This window comes from Pseudomonas sp. TKO26 (assembly GCF_003225665.1).
Taxonomy (GTDB): domain Bacteria; phylum Pseudomonadota; class Gammaproteobacteria; order Pseudomonadales; family Pseudomonadaceae; genus Aquipseudomonas; species Aquipseudomonas saponiphila.
On record NZ_QKLN01000041.1, the window covers coordinates 17,573 to 37,402 of the forward strand.

Annotated in this window: 16 protein-coding genes; 14 read left to right on the top strand and 2 right to left on the bottom strand. The window is 62.3% G+C overall.

Going from position 1 to position 19,830, the window contains the following annotated elements:
- Positions 1–143 precede the first annotated feature (143 nt).
- On the top strand, positions 144–461 hold the full coding sequence (locus tag DNK59_RS29615) for a Rieske (2Fe-2S) protein (RefSeq protein ID WP_110725608.1): 318 nt from the start codon (positions 144–146) through the stop codon (positions 459–461).
- Here the strand turns inward: DNK59_RS29615 and sfsA are convergent.
- Both sfsA and DNK59_RS29625 read right to left on the bottom strand, forming a co-directional pair.
- Complete coding sequence (gene sfsA, locus DNK59_RS29620; RefSeq protein ID WP_092310039.1) at positions 458–1,171, bottom strand: DNA/RNA nuclease SfsA; 714 nt, start codon at positions 1,169–1,171, stop codon at positions 458–460. The genes DNK59_RS29615 and sfsA overlap by 4 nt on opposite strands.
- Positions 1,171–2,343 carry a pyridoxal phosphate-dependent aminotransferase gene (locus DNK59_RS29625; RefSeq protein WP_110725609.1) on the bottom strand — a complete coding sequence of 391 codons (1,173 nt, stop codon included), beginning with the start codon at positions 2,341–2,343 and terminating at the stop codon, positions 1,171–1,173. Before DNK59_RS29625 ends, sfsA begins: the two co-directional genes overlap by 1 nt.
- A 342-nt stretch (positions 2,344–2,685) precedes the next feature.
- Here DNK59_RS29625 and dksA point away from each other — a divergent pair, with 342 nt between their 5' ends.
- The 13 genes from dksA (at position 2,686) to DNK59_RS29690 (ending at position 19,788) form a co-directional block, all read left to right on the top strand.
- Positions 2,686–3,126 (top strand): RNA polymerase-binding protein DksA, encoded by a 441-nt coding sequence (gene dksA, locus DNK59_RS29630; RefSeq protein ID WP_011063504.1) that lies wholly within the window; start codon positions 2,686–2,688, stop codon positions 3,124–3,126.
- Between the two features lie 110 nt (positions 3,127–3,236).
- A complete protein-coding gene (gene gluQRS / locus DNK59_RS29635) occupies positions 3,237–4,133 on the top strand; it encodes a tRNA glutamyl-Q(34) synthetase GluQRS (protein WP_110725610.1) in 897 nt (298 codons plus the stop codon).
- 77 nt (positions 4,134–4,210) lie between these two features.
- The gene (locus DNK59_RS29640; RefSeq protein ID WP_003176118.1) at positions 4,211–4,387 is read left to right on the top strand and encodes a hypothetical protein; all 177 of its coding nucleotides are present in this window, start codon (positions 4,211–4,213) and stop codon (positions 4,385–4,387) included.
- Positions 4,371–7,325: a sensor histidine kinase gene (locus tag DNK59_RS29645; RefSeq protein WP_161799193.1), complete on the top strand. Its 2,955-nt coding sequence runs from the start codon at positions 4,371–4,373 to the stop codon at positions 7,323–7,325. Before DNK59_RS29640 ends, DNK59_RS29645 begins: the two co-directional genes overlap by 17 nt.
- Positions 7,326–7,347: 22 nt before the next feature.
- Complete coding sequence (locus tag DNK59_RS29650; protein ID WP_092310030.1) at positions 7,348–8,775, top strand: sigma-54 dependent transcriptional regulator; 1,428 nt, start codon at positions 7,348–7,350, stop codon at positions 8,773–8,775.
- A gap of 744 nt (positions 8,776–9,519) precedes the next feature.
- Positions 9,520–10,917, top strand: coding sequence for a polynucleotide adenylyltransferase PcnB (locus tag DNK59_RS29655; protein WP_092310027.1), 1,398 nt, complete (start codon positions 9,520–9,522; stop codon positions 10,915–10,917).
- Positions 10,918–10,920: 3 nt separating this feature from the next.
- Positions 10,921–11,400 carry a 2-amino-4-hydroxy-6-hydroxymethyldihydropteridine diphosphokinase gene (folK, locus tag DNK59_RS29660; RefSeq protein ID WP_110725611.1) on the top strand — a complete coding sequence of 160 codons (480 nt, stop codon included), beginning with the start codon at positions 10,921–10,923 and terminating at the stop codon, positions 11,398–11,400.
- Positions 11,401–11,795: 395 nt separating this feature from the next.
- A complete protein-coding gene (gene panB, locus DNK59_RS29665; protein ID WP_060841129.1) occupies positions 11,796–12,596 on the top strand; it encodes a 3-methyl-2-oxobutanoate hydroxymethyltransferase in 801 nt (266 codons plus the stop codon).
- On the top strand, positions 12,593–13,453 hold the full coding sequence (panC, locus tag DNK59_RS29670; RefSeq protein WP_110725612.1) for a pantoate--beta-alanine ligase: 861 nt from the start codon (positions 12,593–12,595) through the stop codon (positions 13,451–13,453). The genes panB and panC overlap by 4 nt, the downstream gene beginning before the upstream one ends.
- Positions 13,454–13,923: 470 nt before the next feature.
- Complete coding sequence (gene pgi, locus DNK59_RS29675) at positions 13,924–15,588, top strand: glucose-6-phosphate isomerase (protein WP_092310018.1); 1,665 nt, start codon at positions 13,924–13,926, stop codon at positions 15,586–15,588.
- 127 nt (positions 15,589–15,715) lie between these two features.
- Positions 15,716–17,653, top strand: a complete 1,938-nt coding sequence (acs, locus tag DNK59_RS29680; RefSeq protein ID WP_110725613.1) for an acetate--CoA ligase — start codon at positions 15,716–15,718, stop codon at positions 17,651–17,653.
- Positions 17,654–17,704: 51 nt separating this feature from the next.
- Entirely contained in the window at positions 17,705–18,571 is an 867-nt protein-coding gene (locus DNK59_RS29685; RefSeq protein ID WP_092310012.1) for an oxygenase MpaB family protein, read from the top strand.
- Between the two features lie 200 nt (positions 18,572–18,771).
- Positions 18,772–19,788, top strand: a complete 1,017-nt coding sequence (locus DNK59_RS29690; protein ID WP_110725614.1) for a class I SAM-dependent rRNA methyltransferase — start codon at positions 18,772–18,774, stop codon at positions 19,786–19,788.
- Positions 19,789–19,830: the final 42 nt, after the last annotated feature.

Below are 19,830 nucleotides of genomic sequence, written 5' to 3' on the forward strand. Positions count from 1 at the left end.
AAGGAGCAAGCACGCCGTGCCGGGCGAGGCGGCCATTTGATAATTGTTTTCATTTAGCCGTCAAGCGCCGACATGTTTCATCCTGCCGTCAGCCAAGAGCTGTGACAGCCAGGACCCAGAGCCTTAGGACCAAGAGGATAGCCATGAAATTTCTTTGCGCCGGGAGTGAACTGGCCGAGGCCGGCAGCCGCGGTTTCCAGTTGGAAGGCTTAAAGCTGTTTGCCGTGCGTCGAGCAGGCCAGGCTTACGTTTATGCCAACCGCTGCCCGCACCGTGGCGTTCCCCTGGAGTGGCAGCCCGAGCAGTTTCTCGACCCCAGCGCCAGCCTGATCCAGTGCGCCACCCACGGCGCACTGTTTCTGATTGAAAGCGGCGAGTGCGTGGCCGGCCCTTGCGCCGGCCAGTTTCTGCAGGTCATCGACTGCCGGGAAGACAGCCGGGGGATCTGGATCGATATCTAGCCCTGCAACCGCACGTCGAGGCGCCGGTCGATACAGACTTCCTGCGCGGTCAGGCGCACGCCGTATGCCAGTACCTCAACCCCGGCGGCCACCGCTTCGCGCAATGCGGCGGCATAACCCGGATCAATCTCCTCGGCCGGACGCACGGCTTCGATGCCCGACAGATTGACGCAGTACAGCAACACGGCCCGTACCCCCTCCCGGGCCAGGCTCGCCAGCTCACGCAAGTGCTTGGCACCGCGCTGGGTCACCGCATCGGGAAACGCCGCCACTGGCGAACCATCGAATCCCAGGGTGACACTCTTGACCTCGACATAGGCCGGGCCATGAGGGTAATCCAGGCGAAAGTCGATGCGGCTGTTCTCCTGCCCATAGGGCACCTCGCGCTTGAGGCCGGTAAAGCCTTCCAACTCGCTGATCAGCCCGGCGCGCAGCGCCTCCTCGACCAGCCCATTGGCCCGTCCGGTGTTGACGCAGGCCAGTCGCCCCTGCGGGGTTTCACTGATTTCCCAGGTGCCCGGCAGCTTGCGCTTGGGATCATTGGAGCGGCTGAACCACACCTGCCCGCCCTCGACCATGCAATTGAACATCGAGCCGGTATTGGGACAGTGGATGGTCAGCAACTCGCCCGTAGCGGTTTCGATGTCCGCCAGAAAACGCTTGTAACGCCGCAGCAGACGCCCTTGCTCCAGGGCTGGATCGAAGCGCATCAGCCTTGCCAGCTCTGCAGGCCACGGGCAATGCGCGCCACGGCCTCTTGCAGGCGCGCCAGGTTCTGGGTGTAGGCAAAGCGCACATGATGACCGGCCTGATGACGTCCAAAATCCAGACCCGGAGTGAAGGCCAGGTGCTCGGTTTCCAGGAAGTGTCGACAGAAGGCAAAGGCATCCCCGCCAAAGGCGCTGATGTCGGCATACAGGTAGAACGCCCCTTCCGGCTCCACGGCGATACCGAAGCCCAGTTCGCGCAAGGCCGGAAGCAGAAAGTCCCGGCGGCGTCCGAACTCGGCGCGACGCTCCTCCAGCAAGCTGATGGTTTGCGGCTCGAAACAGGCCAGGGCCGCGTACTGGGCCATGCTGGGCGCACTGATGTAGAGGTTCTGCGCCAGCTTCTCCAGCTCGCCCACAGCCGCCGGCGGTGCCACCAGCCACCCCAGGCGCCAGCCGGTCATGCCGAAATACTTGGAAAAACTGTTCAGGACAAACGCACTGTCATCGACTTCCAGAACACTGTCAGCGTCCGTGCCGTAGGTCAGGCCGTGATAGATCTCATCCACCACCAGATGCCCATTGCGCGCCTTGACCGCCGCGGACAGGCCCGCCAGCTCATCACGACTGAGAACGGTCCCGGTGGGGTTCGCCGGAGACGCCACCAGGGCTCCGACACTGTCCTGATCCCAATAGCGTTCCACCAGATCCGGAGTCAGTTGATAACGCACATCCGGACCTACCGGCACCAGTTGCGCGGCGCCTTCCACCAGGCGCAAAAAATGCCGGTTGCACGGATAACCCGGGTCTGCCAGCAGCCAGTGCTTGCCCGGGTCGACCAACAGGCTGCTGGCCAACAACAGGGCACCGGAGCCTCCGGGGGTAATCATGATCCGCTCGGGGTCGATGTCCAGGCCATAGCGCTGCTGGTAGAACCCGGAGATGGCTCCGCGCAGCTCGGGAATGCCCCGGGCCGCGGTGTAGCGGGTCTTGCCGGCACTCAGCGCGGCCTGCCCGGCCTTGATGATCGGTTCGGCGGTGGTGAAGTCCGGCTCGCCGATCTCCAGGTGAATCACATCGTGTCCCGCCGCTTGCAGTTCATTGGCGCGAGCCAGCAGGGCCATGACATGGAAAGGTTCGATAGCGCGACTGCGCGCACTGTAGGGCAGAGCCATTAGCCTTCCTTCATTACAAGGTGGGGAAGCAAAAAGTCCGATTCTACCCATCCATAGAAGCCAGGGAGAACCCGGAGCCGTTCACGCGGTCTGCTACCTTAGCCAACCGGCGCCAACAGAACCCGCAGATTTGACTAAAATCAATGATTGAACGAACCGTTCAACGGGCCGTGTCAGACTTTTCCCGTATCCATGGGCGATACACGACATAGGCTCGACAACCGGGAGTAGCGCGCTCTGGTTTGATCTGGTAAGTTCGCCCGCTTGCAGCCGCAGGGCCGGCAAGTGTCGGAGATGGAGCAATCCTGCGCAATGGATTACAAGAGTAGAGGCGGTCCATTCATGCCCACCCAAGCAAAGCAACAGATTCAATCGATCAGCGGTTTTGAACCTTATGTTGAAACTGCGGGCGAAGAGTACATGGGCAAGCCCATGCGCGAACACTTCACCAAGATCCTGAACAAGTGGAAACAGGACTTGATGCAGGAAGTCGACCGCACTGTTGATCACATGAAAGACGAAGCGGCCAACTTCCCCGATCCGGCTGACCGTGCCAGCCAGGAAGAAGAGTTCAGCCTTGAACTGCGTGCCCGTGATCGCGAGCGCAAGTTGATCAAGAAGATCGACAAGACCCTGCAACTGATCGAAGACGAAGAATACGGCTGGTGTGAATCCTGTGGCGTCGAGATTGGCATTCGCCGTCTGGAAGCCCGCCCAACCGCCGACATGTGCGTCGACTGCAAGACCCTGGCGGAAATCAAGGAAAAGCAGGTCGGCAAATAATCGCCGACTGAGCCTGAAACGGAGCGTACCTACGCTCCGTTTTCGTTTCCGCCGCCCTGCAGGAGCGAGCTCGCTCGCGAAAGCGATCCCCCGGAACATCGTCGCCCTTCATGACTGCCTCCACATCCTCCGCGTACATCGGGCGCTTCGCCCCCACCCCCAGCGGCTATCTGCATTTCGGCTCTCTGGTTGCCGCGCTTGCCTCCTATCTTGATGCCCGCGCCGCCGGCGGCCGCTGGCTGGTGCGCATGGAAGACCTCGACCCGCCCCGGGAAGAGCCCGGCGCCCAGGCGGCGATCCTCAAGGCCCTGGAAAGCTACGGCTTCGAATGGGACGGTGACATGATCCGTCAAAGCGACCGCCACGCGGCCTATGCCGAGGTGCTCAACCGCTTGTTCAACCAGGGCCTGGCTTATGCCTGCACCTGTTCACGCAAACAACTGGAGCCCTACCACGGCATCTACCCGGGCCTGTGTCGCAACCTCGGCCATGCCCGAGAGCATGCAGCGATCCGCCTGCGCGTGCCGGAGCTGGAGTACCGTTTCACCGACCGGGTCCAGGGCGAGTACCGCCAGCACCTGGGCCGGGATGTGGGGGACTTCGTGATCCAGCGCCGGGATGGCCTCTATGCTTATCAACTGGCCGTGGTGCTGGATGATGCGTGGCAAGGCATCACCGATATCGTCCGCGGTTCGGACCTGCTGGACTCCACACCGCGTCAGTTGTACTTGCAGGAATTGCTGGGGCTGCACCAGCCGCGTTACCTGCATGTGCCGCTGATCACTCAGCCGGACGGCCACAAACTGGGCAAGTCCTACCGCTCGCCGCCACTGCCCGAGGACCAGGCGCCGCCCTTGCTGTTGCGGGCGCTGCGGGCCCTGGGGCAGAAACCGCCAAGCGAACTGGCCTATGCCAGCGTGGCAGAGATCATGCGCTGGGGCATCGTGCACTGGGATGCCGGCTTGATTCCCCGCACGCCAAGCGTGCCGGAAGCGCAATTGAGCTGACGCCCCTTGCAGCTTGGCGCCCATCCGTTACCATCGCCGCACGTTTTCGGGCACGCAGACAATAAAGAGAGGCCGAGATGTACATCTATCGCTTGGTCCTGCTCCTGGTAGTGGGGATCTATCTGTTTTCCCCCGCCATCATGGATTGGTGGATCGATGCTACTGGCGCCTGGTATCGCCCGTATCTGCTCTGGCTGATTCTGATCGTCGTGACCTTCATCCTGCAGAGCCAAAAAGATGCCGATGAGCTTTAGCCTGACCCAGATGATCCTGATCAGCGCCGCCTACTTGCTGGTGCTGTTCGGGGTGGCCTGGATCAGTGAGCGCGGCATGATCCCGCGTTCGATCATTCGCCACCCACTGACCTACACCCTGTCGCTTGGAGTCTATGCCAGTGCCTGGGCCTTCTACGGCACAGTGGGCCTGGCCTATCAATACGGCTACGGCTTTCTCTCCAGTTACCTGGGGGTGTCCGGGGCCTTCCTGCTGGCGCCGGTGCTGCTCTATCCGATCCTCAAGATCACCCGTACCTACCAGCTGTCATCCCTGGCGGATCTGTTCGCCTTCCGATTTCGCAGTACCTGGGCCGGCGCCCTGACCACCATTTTCATGCTGGTGGGGGTCCTGCCCCTACTGGCCCTGCAGATCCAGGCGGTGGCCGACTCCATCGGCATCCTCACCCATGAGCCGGTGCAGCATCGCGTAGCACTGAGCTTCTGCGCGCTGATCACCCTGTTCACGATTTTCTTCGGTTCCAGGCACATTGCGACCCGGGAAAAACATGAAGGCCTGGTGTTCGCCATTGCCTTCGAATCGGTGATCAAGCTGATCGCCATCGGCGGCGTCGGCCTCTATGCGCTGTACGGGGTTTTCGATGGGCCGCAACAGCTGGAGCTCTGGCTGCTGCAGAACCAGACCGCCCTGGCCGCGCTGCATACGCCCCTGCAAGAGGGGCCGTGGCGCACTCTGCTGCTGGTGTTCTTCGCCTCGGCCATCGTCATGCCGCACATGTACCACATGACCTTTACCGAAAACCTCAACCCCCGCGCCCTGGTCAGCGCCAGCTGGGGCCTGCCGCTGTTCCTGCTGCTGATGAGCCTGGCGGTACCGCTGATTCTCTGGGCCGGACTCAAGCTCGGCGCCACCACCAATCCGGAATACTTCACCCTGGGCATCGGCATTGCCGCCAACAGCCCGGCCCTGGCCCTGCTGGCCTATGTCGGCGGCCTTTCCGCCGCCAGTGGCCTGATCATCGTCACCACCCTGGCCTTGTCGGGGATGGCCCTGAACCATCTGGTGCTGCCGCTCTATCAGCCACCGGCGGAAGGCAACATCTATCGCTGGCTGAAATGGACCCGCCGCGCCCTGATCGTCGCCATCATCATGGCCGGCTACGCCTTCTATCTGCTGCTGGGGGCCGAGCAGGACCTGGCCAACCTGGGAATCGTCGCCTTCGTCGCCACCCTGCAATTTCTGCCGGGCGTACTGTCGGTGCTGTACTGGCCGACCGCCAACCGGCGTGGTTTCATCGCCGGGCTGCTGGCCGGGATCCTGGTGTGGCTGGTGACCATGCTGCTGCCGTTGATCGGCAACCTGCAGGGTTTCTATATCCCGCTGCTGAACATGATCTACGTCCTCGACGACACCAGCTGGCACATGGCGGCCATCGCCTCGCTGGCCGCCAACGTGCTGATGTTCACTCTGATCTCGCTGTTCACCAACGCCAGCAGCGAGGAAGCCAGCGCCGCCGAAGCCTGTGCCGTGGACAACGTGCGTCGCCCGCAACGACGGGAACTGCATGCCGCCTCGCCCCAGGAATTCGCCACTCAACTGGCCAAGCCGCTGGGAGCGAAGGCCGCGCAAAAGGAAGTGGAGCAGGCCCTGCGCGACCTCTATCTGCCCTTCGACGAGCGTCGGCCTTACGCCTTGCGGCGCCTGCGTGACCGCATCGAGGCCAACCTCTCGGGCCTGATGGGCCCCAGTGTTGCCCAGGACATGGTAGAAACCTTCCTGCCCTACAAGGCCGGCGGAGAAAACTACGTCACCGAGGATATCCACTTCATCGAAAGCCGGCTGGAGGACTACCACTCGCGCCTGACCGGCCTGGCCGCCGAACTCGATGCCCTGCGTCGCTACCACCGGCAAACCCTGCAGGAACTGCCGATGGGCGTCTGCTCCCTGGCCAAGGACCAGGAAATCCTGATGTGGAACAAGGCCATGGAGGAGCTGACCGGCATTCCCGCGCAGCATGTGGTGGGCTCGCGCCTGAGCACCATCGCCAACCCATGGAAGGATTTGCTGCAAGGCTTCATCAATCTGCCGGACGAACACTTGCACAAGCAGCACCTGGCCCTCGATGGCCAGACCCGCTGGCTGAACCTGCACAAGGCGGCCATCGACGAGCCTCTGGCACCGGGCAACAGCGGCCTGGTGCTGCTGGTGGAGGATCTGACCGAAACCCAGACCCTGGAAGACAAACTGGTGCACTCCGAACGCCTGGCCAGCATCGGGCGCCTGGCCGCCGGGGTCGCTCACGAGATCGGCAACCCGATCACCGGTATTGCCTGCCTGGCGCAGAACCTGCGGGAAGAGCGCGAGGAGGACGGCGAACTGACGGAAATCAGCGAGCAGATTCTCGAACAGACCAAACGCATCTCGCGCATCGTGCAGTCGTTGATGAGCTTTGCCCACGCCGGCAGCCACCAGCACAACGACGAAGCCGTGTGCCTGGCCGAAGTCGCTCAGGACGCCATTGGCCTGCTGGCCCTGAATCGACGCAATTTCGAAGTGCAGTTCTTCAATCTGTGCGATCCCGACCACTGGGTCGATGGCGATCCTCAGCGCCTCGCCCAGGTGTTGATCAACCTGCTTTCCAACGCCCGCGACGCCTCCCCACCCGGCAGCGCGGTACGCGTCAAGAGCGAGGCTTTCGAGCACACGGTCGACCTGATCGTGGAGGACGAAGGCAGCGGCATTCCCAAGAACATCATGGACCGGCTGTTCGAACCGTTTTTCACCACCAAGGACCCTGGAGAAGGCACCGGACTGGGCCTTGCACTGGTCTATTCCATCGTTGAAGAGCATTATGGACAAATCACCATCGACAGCCCGGCCGATCTACAAAGCCAGCGCGGCACCCGTATTCGGGTAACCTTGCCGCGCCATGTCGAAGCGACGTCCGCTGTGAACTGAGACCGTCGAGAGAATTGAATCAATGCCGCATATTCTGATCGTCGAAGACGAAACCATTATCCGCTCCGCCCTGCGCCGCCTGTTGGAACGCAACCAGTATCAGGTCAGCGAAGCCGGCTCAGTGCAGGAAGCCCAGGAACGCTTCAGCATCCCCACGTTCGATCTGATCGTCAGTGACCTGCGCCTGCCAGGCGCCCCGGGTACCGAACTGATCAAGCTCGGCCAGGGCACTCCGGTGCTGATCATGACCAGCTACGCCAGCCTGCGCTCGGCCGTGGACTCGATGAAGATGGGCGCGGTGGACTACATCGCCAAGCCTTTCGACCACGATGAAATGCTCCAAGCCGTGGCGCGAATCCTTCGCGATCGGCAAAGCGCCGAGAACGCCGCGCCAGATCGCCCAGCGAGCAAGGCCGGGGCCGCGGCGGACAAGGCCATTGCCGGTAACAGCAACGGAGAAATCGGCATCATCGGCTCCTGTCCGCCCATGCAGGACATGTACAGCAAGATCCGCAAGGTCGCGCCGACGGACTCCAATGTCCTGATCCAGGGCGAATCCGGCACCGGCAAAGAGCTGGTGGCCCGGGCGCTGCACAATCTGTCCAAGCGCGCCAAGGCGCCGATGATCTCGGTGAACTGCGCCGCCATCCCGGAAACCCTGATCGAATCCGAACTGTTCGGCCACGAGAAAGGTGCATTCACCGGCGCCAGTGCCGGTCGTGCTGGCCTGGTGGAAGCGGCGGACGGCGGCACACTCTTCCTCGACGAAATCGGCGAACTGCCGCTGGAAGCCCAGGCCCGCCTGCTGCGCGTGCTGCAAGAAGGCGAAATCCGCCGGGTAGGTTCGGTGCAGTCGCAAAAAGTCGACGTGCGCCTGATAGCGGCGACTCACCGCGACCTGAAGAGCCTGTCGAAAATCGGCCAGTTCCGCGAAGACCTTTACTACCGCCTGCACGTGATCGCCTTGAAACTGCCTGCCCTGCGCGAGCGGGGTGCCGACGTCAATGAAATCGCCAACGCCTTCCTCGCTCGACAGAGTGCGCGCATCGGTCGTTCGGACCTGAGATTCGCCGCCGACGCCGAACAAGCGATCCGTCATTACTCCTGGCCGGGGAACGTGCGTGAACTGGAGAACGCGGTCGAGCGTGCAGTCATCCTGTGCGAAAGCCCGGAGATTTCAGCTGACTTGCTGGGTATCGATATCGAATTGAGCGACCTGGAAGACGACGACTTCGTCGGCCTGGCGCCACAGCCGGGTAACACCAGCCACGAACCCACCGAAGACCTGTCCCTGGAAGACTACTTCCAGCATTTCGTTCTGGAGCACCAGGACCACATGACCGAAACCGAGCTGGCACGCAAGCTTGGGGTCAGCCGCAAATGCCTGTGGGAGCGGCGCCAGCGCCTGGGCATCCCGCGGCGCAAGAGCGGGGTCGCCAGCGAAAGCTGAACCGAGGCTGTCGAATGTGCGGGTGACATTCGACAAAATGAAAAAAACTGTTACCCGCATCATTGGACGTAACAAAAGCCGGGGCTAAAGGTAACGAAGCCCCGGCTTTTTTTCGTCTGAATAATAGCGCCAGAGACCCCTAACCCCTTGTTTTACTGGGGCTCACAAAAGTTGGCACGGCAACTGCTACATGTTTGGTACAAGAACAATAACAAGCAATGCACAAGACAATAAAAATAAGACGAATCGACTCACGCACAATAAAAACAACACGGCGGAGGCGCAGCTAACTGATTCTTTTGGAGAGGCGTTGTATTTGGGGCTTGCCCCGCAACCAGGCCGAGAACAACAAAAACTGCCCTAAGGCAGAGCCTGAACTGGTTGGATCGAAAGGTCATTGCAACTCAGCGATCAAAGCAATCCGTTTGCTCTTGGCTCCCGATTGGGAGCGTCACACTGGGTAAACCAGGTGACCAAGGGCGATCAACAAAAACAAGAAGCCCAAAACCAATAATAAAAATAGAGCACGCAACTATTCTGGGGGAGCTTCGGCTCCCCTTGTGGTTTCTGCAATTCGTATTTCCCCCGACAAAACCCACACTGCCCTGGTAGCACGGAGCTTTGGTCAGACCTACACAAGTCGCGGCAGCTTCCTACACCATCCTTCGACTAAATGCTAGAATCCCGGCCCATCATGCGGTCATTCTTCGTTTTGGCCGAACATTCCTTCAAACAGTGCATCCCATGCTGAAGAAGCTGTTCCAGTCATTCCGTTCTCCCTTGCGTCGTACGCAACACCAACGCAGCACCCCTGAAGTGCTCAATAGCAGCCAACATTCGCTGCAACGTGCCCAATTCAGCCGGTATGCGGTGAATATCGTCGAGCGCCTGCAGAACGCCGGCTACCAGGCGTACCTGGTGGGTGGCTGCGTGCGCGACATGCTGCTCAACATCACCCCCAAGGATTTCGACGTCGCCACCAGCGCCACACCGGAACAGGTCAAGGCCGAGTTTCGTAACGCGCGGATCATTGGCCGTCGTTTCAAGCTGGTGCACATTCACTTCGGTCGCGAAATCATCGAGGTCGCGACCTTCCGCGCCAACCACCCGCAAAACGACGACGAGGAGGACAGCAACCAATCCTCCCGCAACGAAAGCGGGCGAATCCTGCGGGACAACGTCTACGGCACCCTGGAAGAAGACGCGCAACGCCGTGACTTCACCATCAACGCCCTGTACTACGATCCGGTCAGTGAGCGCATCCTCGACTACGCCAATGGCGTACATGACATTCGCAACAACCTGATCCGCCTGATCGGCGATCCTCGCCAGCGCTATCAGGAAGACCCGGTGCGGATGCTGCGGGCCGTGCGCTTCGCCGCAAAGCTGAACTTCGGTATCGAAAAGCACACCGCGACGCCGATCCGTGAGCTGGCGCCCATGCTGCGGGAGATCCCCTCGGCGCGCCTGTTCGAGGAAGTGCTCAAGCTGTTCCTCTCCGGCTACGCCGCCGACACCTTCGAAATGCTGGTGGACCTGCAACTGTTCGATCCGTTGTTCCCGGCCAGCGCCGAAGCCCTGGAATACAACCCGACCTACACCCACACGCTGATCAGCGAAGCGCTGATCAACACCGACTTGCGGATCAAGCAGAACAAACCGGTGACCCCGGCCTTCCTGTTCGCCGCCCTGCTCTGGCCCGCCCTGCCGGCACGGGTGCTGCGCCTGCAGGAACGTGGCATGCCGCCGATCCCGGCCATGCAGGAAGCGGCTCACGAGCTGATCGCCGAGCAGTGCCAGCGCATTGCCATTCCCAAGCGCTTCACCATGCCGATCCGCGAGATCTGGGACATGCAAGAGCGCTTGCCACGCCGCAGCGGCAAGCGCGCCGACCTGCTGCTGGATAACCCGCGTTTCCGTGCCGGCTACGACTTCCTGCTGCTGCGGGAAAGCGCCGGCGAGCAGACCGATGGCCTGGGTGAATGGTGGACCGATTACCAGGACGCCAACGATGCCGAACGCCGGGACATGATCCGCGAACTGAGCGGCAAGGAAGACGCCAGCGGCGCCCCTCGCAAACGTCGGCGCAGCAGCGGCGCCAAGCGCAAGCGTGTCGGCGGCTCCAACGCTTCGGGCGAATAGTGGATGGAACGAATCTACATTGGCCTGGGCAGCAACCTGGCGGCCCCCGAAGAGCAACTGCGCAGCGCCATCGAAGCCCTGGCGCAGTTGCCCGCCAGCCAACTGCGCGGCGTCTCGGCTTTCTATCAAAGCGACTCCCTGCTTCCCGGCCAACCGCGCTACACCAATGCTGTGGCGGCGCTGGACAGCAACCTCGAACCCCTGGTGCTGCTCGATGCCCTGCAAGCAATCGAAAACCAGCAGGGGCGCGAGCGCAATGAACGCTGGGGGCCGCGTACCCTGGACCTGGACATCCTCCTGTTCGGTGACCGCCTGCTCGACGAACCCCGTCTCAAGGTGCCTCATTACCACATGCACGCCCGCCCCTTTGTCCTCTATCCCCTGGCAGAACTGGCCCCTGCCGAGTTGCGGCTGGCCGATGGGCGCACCCTCAAGGCACTGCTCGATGCCTGCCCATTTGTCGGCCTGGAACGCCTGGCCTGAGCGCTGAAACGGATCAGTAACGGCGGTAACACTCGCGGCGTAACAAGGCGGTAACACATCTAATTGACTTCCCGAGTCCTCATCACGACTATAGGCGTCCCGTTGCCGCCATCCCGGCGTTAAAGGGCGCAATTCAAGCGAGGCTTGTTCGCGGCGACCCCAGGAAACGTCAGGCCAAGGCGCTTGTGCAACGGCGGTGGCACCCGCTGGTACAGAGCACCTTCTGGGCACAAAATGATGTGCCCGAGAGCGCCAAGACGAGTCCCGGCCGCACTTTCAAATCGCTTGGAACCAGGCTGTATAAGCACGACAAAAGACCGTGCGCCTGAAAAACGAAGAATCACGCGCGTTACTCGCAGTAGTTTCCAAAGCGCCTGAAATGAGGACCCCTTTTCATGCCAGACATCACTCTGACCACCCTGCAAAGCCTCAAGCAGAAAGGTGAAAAAATCACCATGCTGACCTGCTATGACGCGACCTTCGCCCACACCTGCTGTGAGGCCGGTGTCGAAGTCCTGCTGGTAGGCGACTCCCTGGGCATGGTGTTGCAAGGGCACGACAGCACCCTGCCCGTCAGCAACGCCGACATGGCCTATCACGTCGCAGCGGTCAAGCGCGGCAACAACGGGGCACTGATCCTCGCCGACCTGCCTTTCATGTCCTACGCCACCCCCGAACAAGCGCTGAGCAGTTCCGCCCAGCTGATGCAGGCCGGCGCGCACATGGTCAAGATCGAAGGCGCGGCCTGGCTGGCCGAATCGGTTCGCCTGCTGAACGAGCGCGGTGTTCCGGTGTGCGTGCACATGGGGCTGACGCCACAGACCGTGAATGTCCTGGGCGGCTACAAGGTCCAGGGGCGCAACGAGAGCCAGGCGCGGCAGATGCGTGCCGATGCCATTGCACTGGAGCAGGCCGGTGCTGCCATGTTGCTGCTGGAATGCGTGCCCAGTGAACTGGCCGCGGAAATCACCCAGGCGGTGAAGATCCCGGTGATCGGCATCGGCGCCGGCAGCGCCACCGACGGCCAGGTGCTGGTGCTCCACGACATGCTGGGCCTGTCCCTGAGCGGTCGCTCACCCAAGTTCGTGAAAAACTTCATGGCCGGCCAAGACAGCATCCAGGCGGCCTTGAGCGCCTACGTCGCAGAAGTCAAAGCCGTTACCTTTCCAGGCGCCGAACATGGGTTCTCTGCATGAATACAGTTAAAACCGTGCGCGAATTGCGCGCCGCGGTCGCTCGCGCCCGCAGCGACGGCAAGCGGATCGGCTTCGTGCCCACCATGGGCAACCTGCACAGCGGCCACGCCGCGCTGGTGGCCAAGGCAGCTCAGCGCGTGGATTTCGTGGTCGCGAGCATCTTCGTCAACCCGCTGCAATTCGGCGCCGGCGAAGACCTGGACAAGTACCCGCGGACCCTGGCCGCCGATCAGGAAAAGCTGCTCGAAGCCGGCTGCCATCTGCTGTTCGCCCCCAACGTCGAAGAAATGTACCCCGACGGCATGGCCGGACAGACCCGAGTCAGCGTGCCACAACTGTCCGAAGGCCTGTGCGGTGCCAGCCGTCCCGGTCATTTCGAGGGCGTGGCCACGGTGGTCAGCAAGCTGTTCAACATGGTCCAGCCCGATCTGGCGGTATTCGGCCAGAAGGACTACCAGCAACTGGCCGTCATTCGCGCCCTGGTGCATGACTTGAACATGCCGATCCAGATCATTGGCGAACCGACCGTACGCGCCGACGACGGCCTGGCGCTGTCCTCGCGCAACGGTTACCTGAGCCCGGAACAGCGTGCCATCGCCCCGGCGCTGTACCGCAGCCTGAAGCAGATTGCCCAGGCCATCCGCAGTGGCGAACGCGATTATCCGAAGCTGCTGGCCGAGCAACAGCAGCAACTGGAAGCCGCCGGCCTGCGCCGGGACTACCTGGAAATCCGTCACGGGAAAAACCTGCGTCCCGCCACCGCCGAAGACCGCGACCTGGTGATTCTGGTCGCGGCGTATCTGGGCTCCACCCGTCTGATCGACAACTTGCATCTGGACCTCGATACACCGGCATAAGCACCCGATTGCCCGAACCCCAACCTTCGGGCAAACTGCCGCCGGCTGGGGCCTGCAGCCAATACTGCAAGCCCCGTTCGAGGACCCGAGCGAGGAACGTCCATGCATGCCGTCTTGCCCAAGGTGCAACCAAGTGGCTCAAGCTTCTGCCGCACAGGTTGCAGAGACTTCCCCGGTGATGCACGGGACCTTGCCAGAACCGGGTTCCCGGCCCAGGCCAGCCGATTCACCCCCTATTATTCCCACTGAAAACCTCTTTGCCGCCCTGATTGGCTGCGCTAGTACAAAATAGTACCGGCCACAAGTCGGACAAAGCCAAGACAGAACAGCACGCCGGGGTTACTGTTATCGCCCTGGGTGATTAATCGAATCAGCACAGGGCTGAGCGAACGAGGTCCTTGGGACCATGCACGACGTTCCAGGCTTTTCAGTGTCCAAAAGGCAGTTCAAGCAAAAGGAAAACCGCAGCGATGGCGTACTACCGCACTCCTCACGACGTTACCGCTCTGCCCGCCTGGCAAGCGTTGAAAGACCACCGCCAAGCCATGCAGGATTTCAGCATGCGCGAGGCGTTCAATGCCGATCCACAGCGCTTCAGCCAATTCACCCTGAGCAGCTGCGGACTGTTTCTCGATTACTCGAAGAACCTGATCACCAGCCAGACCCGCGACCTGCTGGTGAACCTGGCCAAGGAAGTCGGCCTGGCCGATGCCATCAAGTCCATGCTCACCGGCGAGCCGGTCAACGCCTCTGAAGGCCGCCCGGCCCTGCACACCGCGCTGCGCCGTCCGGTTGGCGACAAGCTGTCGGTGAACGGCGTCAACGTGATGCCCGAAGTGCACAAGGTCCTGAACCAGATCACCGAACTGGTCGGGCGCATCCACGACGGCCTGTGGCGCGGCTACACCGAAAAACCCATCACCGACGTGGTGAACATCGGCATCGGCGGCTCCTTCCTTGGTCCGGAGCTGGTCTCCGAAGCCCTGCTGTCCTACGCCCAGAAAGGCGTGCGCTGCCACTACCTGGCGAACATCGACGGCAGTGAGTTCCACGAGCTTTCGGCGAAGATCCGCGCGGAAACAACGCTGTTCATCGTGTCCTCCAAGTCCTTCAATACCCTCGAAACCCTGAAGAACGCCCAAGCCGCGCGGGCCTGGTATCTGGCACAAGGCGGCTCCGAAGCCGAACTGCATCGCCACTTCATTGCCGTATCGAGCAACAACGCCGCCGCGGTAGCCTTCGGGATTCGCGAAGAAAACATCTTCCCGATGTGGGACTGGGTGGGTGGCCGCTACTCGCTGTGGTCCGCCATCGGCCTGCCGATCGCCCTGGCCATCGGCATGTCCAACTTCAAGGAACTGCTGTCCGGTGCCTATACCATGGACCAGCATTTCCAGAGCGCGCCGTTCGAACAGAACATGCCGGTGCTGCTGGCCCTGCTGGGGGTGTGGTACGGCAACTTCTGGGGCGCGCAAAGCCACGCGATCCTGCCGTACGACCACTACCTGCGCAACATCACCAAGCACCTGCAGCAGTTGGACATGGAATCCAACGGCAAGAGCGTGCGCCAGGACGGCACGCCGGTGGCCACCGACACTGGCCCGGTGATCTGGGGCGGCGTCGGTTGCAACGGCCAGCACGCCTATCACCAGTTGCTGCACCAGGGCACCCAGCTGATTCCGGCCGACTTCATCGTGCCGATCGTCAGCTTCAACCCGGTCGCCGACCATCATCAATGGCTGTACGCCAACTGCCTGTCCCAGAGCCAGGCGCTGATGCTGGGCAAGACCCGCGCCGAAGCCGAGAGCGAACTGCGCGAGAAAGGCCTGAGCGAAGCCGACGTGGCGAAACTGGCGCCGCACAAGGTGATTCCCGGCAACCGTCCGAGCAACACCCTGGTGGTGGAACGCATCAGCCCACGGCGCCTGGGCGCCCTGGTAGCGCTGTACGAGCACAAGGTCTTCGTGCAAAGCGTGGTCTGGGGCATCAACGCTTTCGACCAGTGGGGCGTAGAGCTCGGCAAGGAGCTGGGCAAAGGTGTCTACAACCGCCTGGTTGGCAGCGATGAAACCCTGGCCGACGACGCATCGACCCAAGGCCTGATCAACTACTTCCGCGGCCGTCACCGCGGCTGATCGACCTTGCCTTCCCAGGAGCCGGCCCAGCCGGCTCCTGTCCGGGCCCCGGCCCTGCCCCCTTGAACCTTCCTGACACTTGTGCGCAACCTTATGACTTGTCGCAAAACAAGAATAAGGAACCGTCATGTTCGATATCAGCACTTTTCCCAAAGCCGATGCCGTCCGCCGGGCGGCGCAAATGAGTCAGGACGACTACCAGCACCTCTACCGTCAATCCATAGAACAGCCGGACCAGTTCTGGGCCGAGCAGGCCAAGCGCTTCCTGCACTGGAGCAGCCCCTGGGACAGCGTGCACAGCCACGACATGCGCACCGGCGAGGCCAGCTGGTTCAGCGGCGGCCAGCTCAACGTCAGCTACAACTGCATCGATCGTCATCTGGAAAAACGCGGCGATCAGCCAGCCATCATCTGGGAAGGCGACAACCCCGCCGACTCCAAGCGCATCACCTACAAAGAACTTCACGGGCATGTCTGCCGCCTGGCCAACGTGCTGAAAAGCCGCGGCGTGAAGAAAGGCGACCGGGTGTGCATCTACATGCCGATGATTCCCGAAGTGGCCTACGCCATGCTTGCCTGCACCCGGATCGGTGCCGTGCATTCGGTGGTGTTCGGCGGCTTCTCGCCGGAAGCCCTGCGTGATCGAATCCTCAATGCCGACTGCCACACCGTGATCACCGCCGATGAAGGCGTGCGCGGCGGCAAATTGATTCCGCTGAAGAACAACGTCGACAAGGCCCTGCTCAGTTGCCCCGATGTCAGCAGCGTGGTGGTGGTCGAACGCACCGGCAGCCCGGTGAACTGGGTGGAAGGCCGCGACATCCACTACGAGCAGGCTGTAGCCACGGCCAGCGACCAGTGCCCCGCCGAACCGATGGACGCCGAAGACCCGTTGTTCATCCTCTACACCTCCGGCAGCACCGGCAAACCCAAGGGCGTGCTGCACACCACGGGCGGCTATCTGCTGCAGGCGGCGATGACCTTCAAGTACGTGCTGGACTACCGCGACAGCGAGGTTTTCTGGTGCACCGCCGACGTCGGTTGGGTCACTGGCCACAGCTACATCCTCTACGGCCCACTGGCCAACGGCGCGACCACGCTGATCTTCGAAGGCGTGCCCAACTACCCGAGCACCTCGCGCTTCTGGGAAGTGGTGGACAAGCACCAGGTCAATATCTTCTACACCGCGCCCACCGCCCTACGTGCCCTGATGCGCGAAGGCAGCGCCCCCGTGCAACGCACTTCCCGCAGCAGCCTGCGGCTCTTGGGCAGTGTCGGCGAACCGATCAACCCGGAAGCCTGGGAGTGGTACTTCAATGTCGTGGGCGAGCAGCGCTGCCCGATTGTCGATACCTGGTGGCAGACCGAGACCGGCGGCATCATGCTCAGCCCCCTGGTCAGCGCCCGGCAGGTCAAACCCGGCTGCGCCTCGACCCCGATGTTCGGCGTACAACCGGTACTGCTGGACGACCAAGGCAAGGAAATCCAGGGCGTCGGCAGCGGCATCCTGGCAATCAAGGCCAGCTGGCCGGCCCAGATCCGCAGCGTCTATGGCGATCCCAAGCGCATGGTCGAAACCTACTTCGCGCCTTACCCCGGCTACTACTTCACCGGCGACGGTGCCCGACGCGACGAGGATGGCAGCTACTGGATCACCGGACGCATCGATGACGTGATCAACGTTTCCGGGCACCGCATCGGCACCGCCGAAGTGGAAAGCGCGCTGGTGCTCCACGACAGCATCGCCGAGGCCGCCGTGGTCGGTTACCCCCACGACCTCAAGGGCCAGGGGATCTATGCCTTCGTCACGCCCATGCAAGGTGTCGAACCCAGCGAGGAACTGAAGAAGGAACTGCTGGCGCTGGTCAGCCGCGAGATCGGCAGCTTTGCCAAACCGGAGCCGATCCAGTGGGCACCGGCCCTGCCGAAAACTCGCTCGGGCAAGATCATGCGGCGTATCCTGCGCAAGATCGCCTGCAACGAGCTGGATACCCTGGGAGACACGTCGACCCTGGCGGACCCCAGCGTGGTGGAAGGCCTGATCGACAAGCGCCTGAACGCTTGAAACCGGCGCGGCCACGGCCGCGCCTTTTTTCACTCTCCACACCGAGCTGTCATGGAATTCATTCGCAGCCGTATCGAAAGCCAGGTCATGAGTCTGTCCGGCCTCTCGCTGGGCCAACTCGACCTGGAAAACCCCAAGGGCGACCCCGGCCTGTTCGGGCCGGGATCGGTCAGTTGGCAGGTGCACGCCGACTTCAGCAGCATGCTGATTGGCGGCATCAGTGCCCTGCTGATGCAAGCCCTGCATCCCCTGGCCCTGGCTGGCGTCTGGGACCACTCGAATTTCCGCCAGGACATGATCGGTCGCCTGCGCCGCACCGGGCAGTTCATTTCCGGCACCACCTTCGGCTCCCGTCAGGACGCCGAGTGGCTGATCGACAAAGTACGCGGCATTCACTTGCACATCGTCGGCACCGCCCCGGATGGCCGCCCTTATGCCGCCAGCGATCCGGATCTGCTGACCTGGGTGCATGTGGCGGAAGTCAGCAGTTTTCTCGCCGCGCACCTGCGCTACCTCAACCCTCGCCTGTCCGGGGCCGACCAGGATCGCTACTACGACGAGATCGCCCTGATTGCCGAACGCCTGGGAGCCCGGGACGTACCCCGCTCACGGCGGGCCGTCGCCGATTACCTGCAAGCCATGCGTCCACAGCTGCTGTGCGACGAGCGCAGCCACGAAGTGCTGCGCCTGCTCCTGGCCGCTCCCGCCCCCAGCCGACTGGCCAAGCCCTTTGGCTCCCTGATGATGCAGGCCGGTATCGACCTGCTGCCGGATTGGGCAAGCGCCATGCTCGACGTCAACCAGAACCCACTGCAACGCCAACTGATTCGCGCCAGCGTCAAACGCAGTACGCCGATGCTGCGCTGGGCGGTACGCGACAGCTCGGTGCACCGGGCGAAGCGACGCATGGGCCTTTAAAACACCAGTGCTCAAACACAACCCGACTGGCCGGTTTGCGATTGATCGGTCCCCCCGGCTTGTACGCGGCAGACGGGTGTAGGAGCTGGCTTGCAAGCGGAGGCGTCCATGAGATCGCCTTCGCCAGCAAGCTGGCTCCTACAAGGGGCGGGACGCTGGTAAACTGCCGCGCCTCACTCCTCAGCTCCAAGGCGCCCCGCATGTCCTCCTTGAATCAGGCGCTGCGCGCCGCCCTCGTTCACCGCCAGGAACTGCTCGCCGAGCTGCATCAGCAAGGCACTGACTGCTACCGTCTGTTCCATGGCAGCCAGGAAGGCGCGGGAGGCTTGGCCATCGACCGCTACGGCCCCCAACTGCTGGTGCAGAGTTTTCACCAGACGCTGGAGCGCGATGAGCTGCTGCAATTGCACGACATCGTCAATCAGCAGCTGAACCTGTCGACCCTGCTGGTCTACAACGACCGCTCCCGAGGCAACTCGCGCATCGATCGCGAAGACAGCGTGTACCGCGCCGAAGAGCAAGCCCTGGAAGACCTGATCGGACACGAGTGGGGGCTGAATTACCGGGTCCGGGGCCGTCATGCCGGACAAGACCCGTTGCTGTTCCTCGATCTGCGCAACGCCCGCGGTTGGGTCAAGCAGCACAGCGCCGGAAAGAGCGTACTCAATCTGTTTGCCTATACCTGCGGCGTCGGCCTCTGTGCCGCAGCCGGTGGTGCCCGGGAGGTATGCAATCTGGACTTCGCCGAAGGCAACCTGGCGGTAGGTCGGGAGAACGGCAGGCTCAACCCGCACCTGCCCGAGATGCAGTTCGTGCAGTCGGATTACTTCCCGGCGATCCGCCAGTTGGCGGGCCTGCCCATCAGCCAGCGACGCGGCCAGAAACTGCCTGGCTACCCACGCCTTGAGCAACGCCAATATGACCTGGTGCTGCTGGACCCTCCGGCCTGGGCCAAGAGTGCGTTCGGCACCGTCGACCTGCTGCGCGACTACCAGAGCCTACTGAAGCCGGCGCTGCTGGCCACGGCCGAAGACGGTGTGTTGATCTGCTGTAACAATCTGGCCAAGGTGCCGATGTCGCAGTGGCGCGAACAAGTGTTGCGCTGTGCCGAAAAAGCCGGGCGCCCGGTGCGCGATTGCCAGGTCCTGACACCTGCCGCGGACTTCCCTTCCCATGACGGCCAGCCGCCGTTGAAAACCCTGGTCCTGCAACTTTGATCGAGCGCAGGAAATCTGAATATTCCTGAAGACTGGATTGGT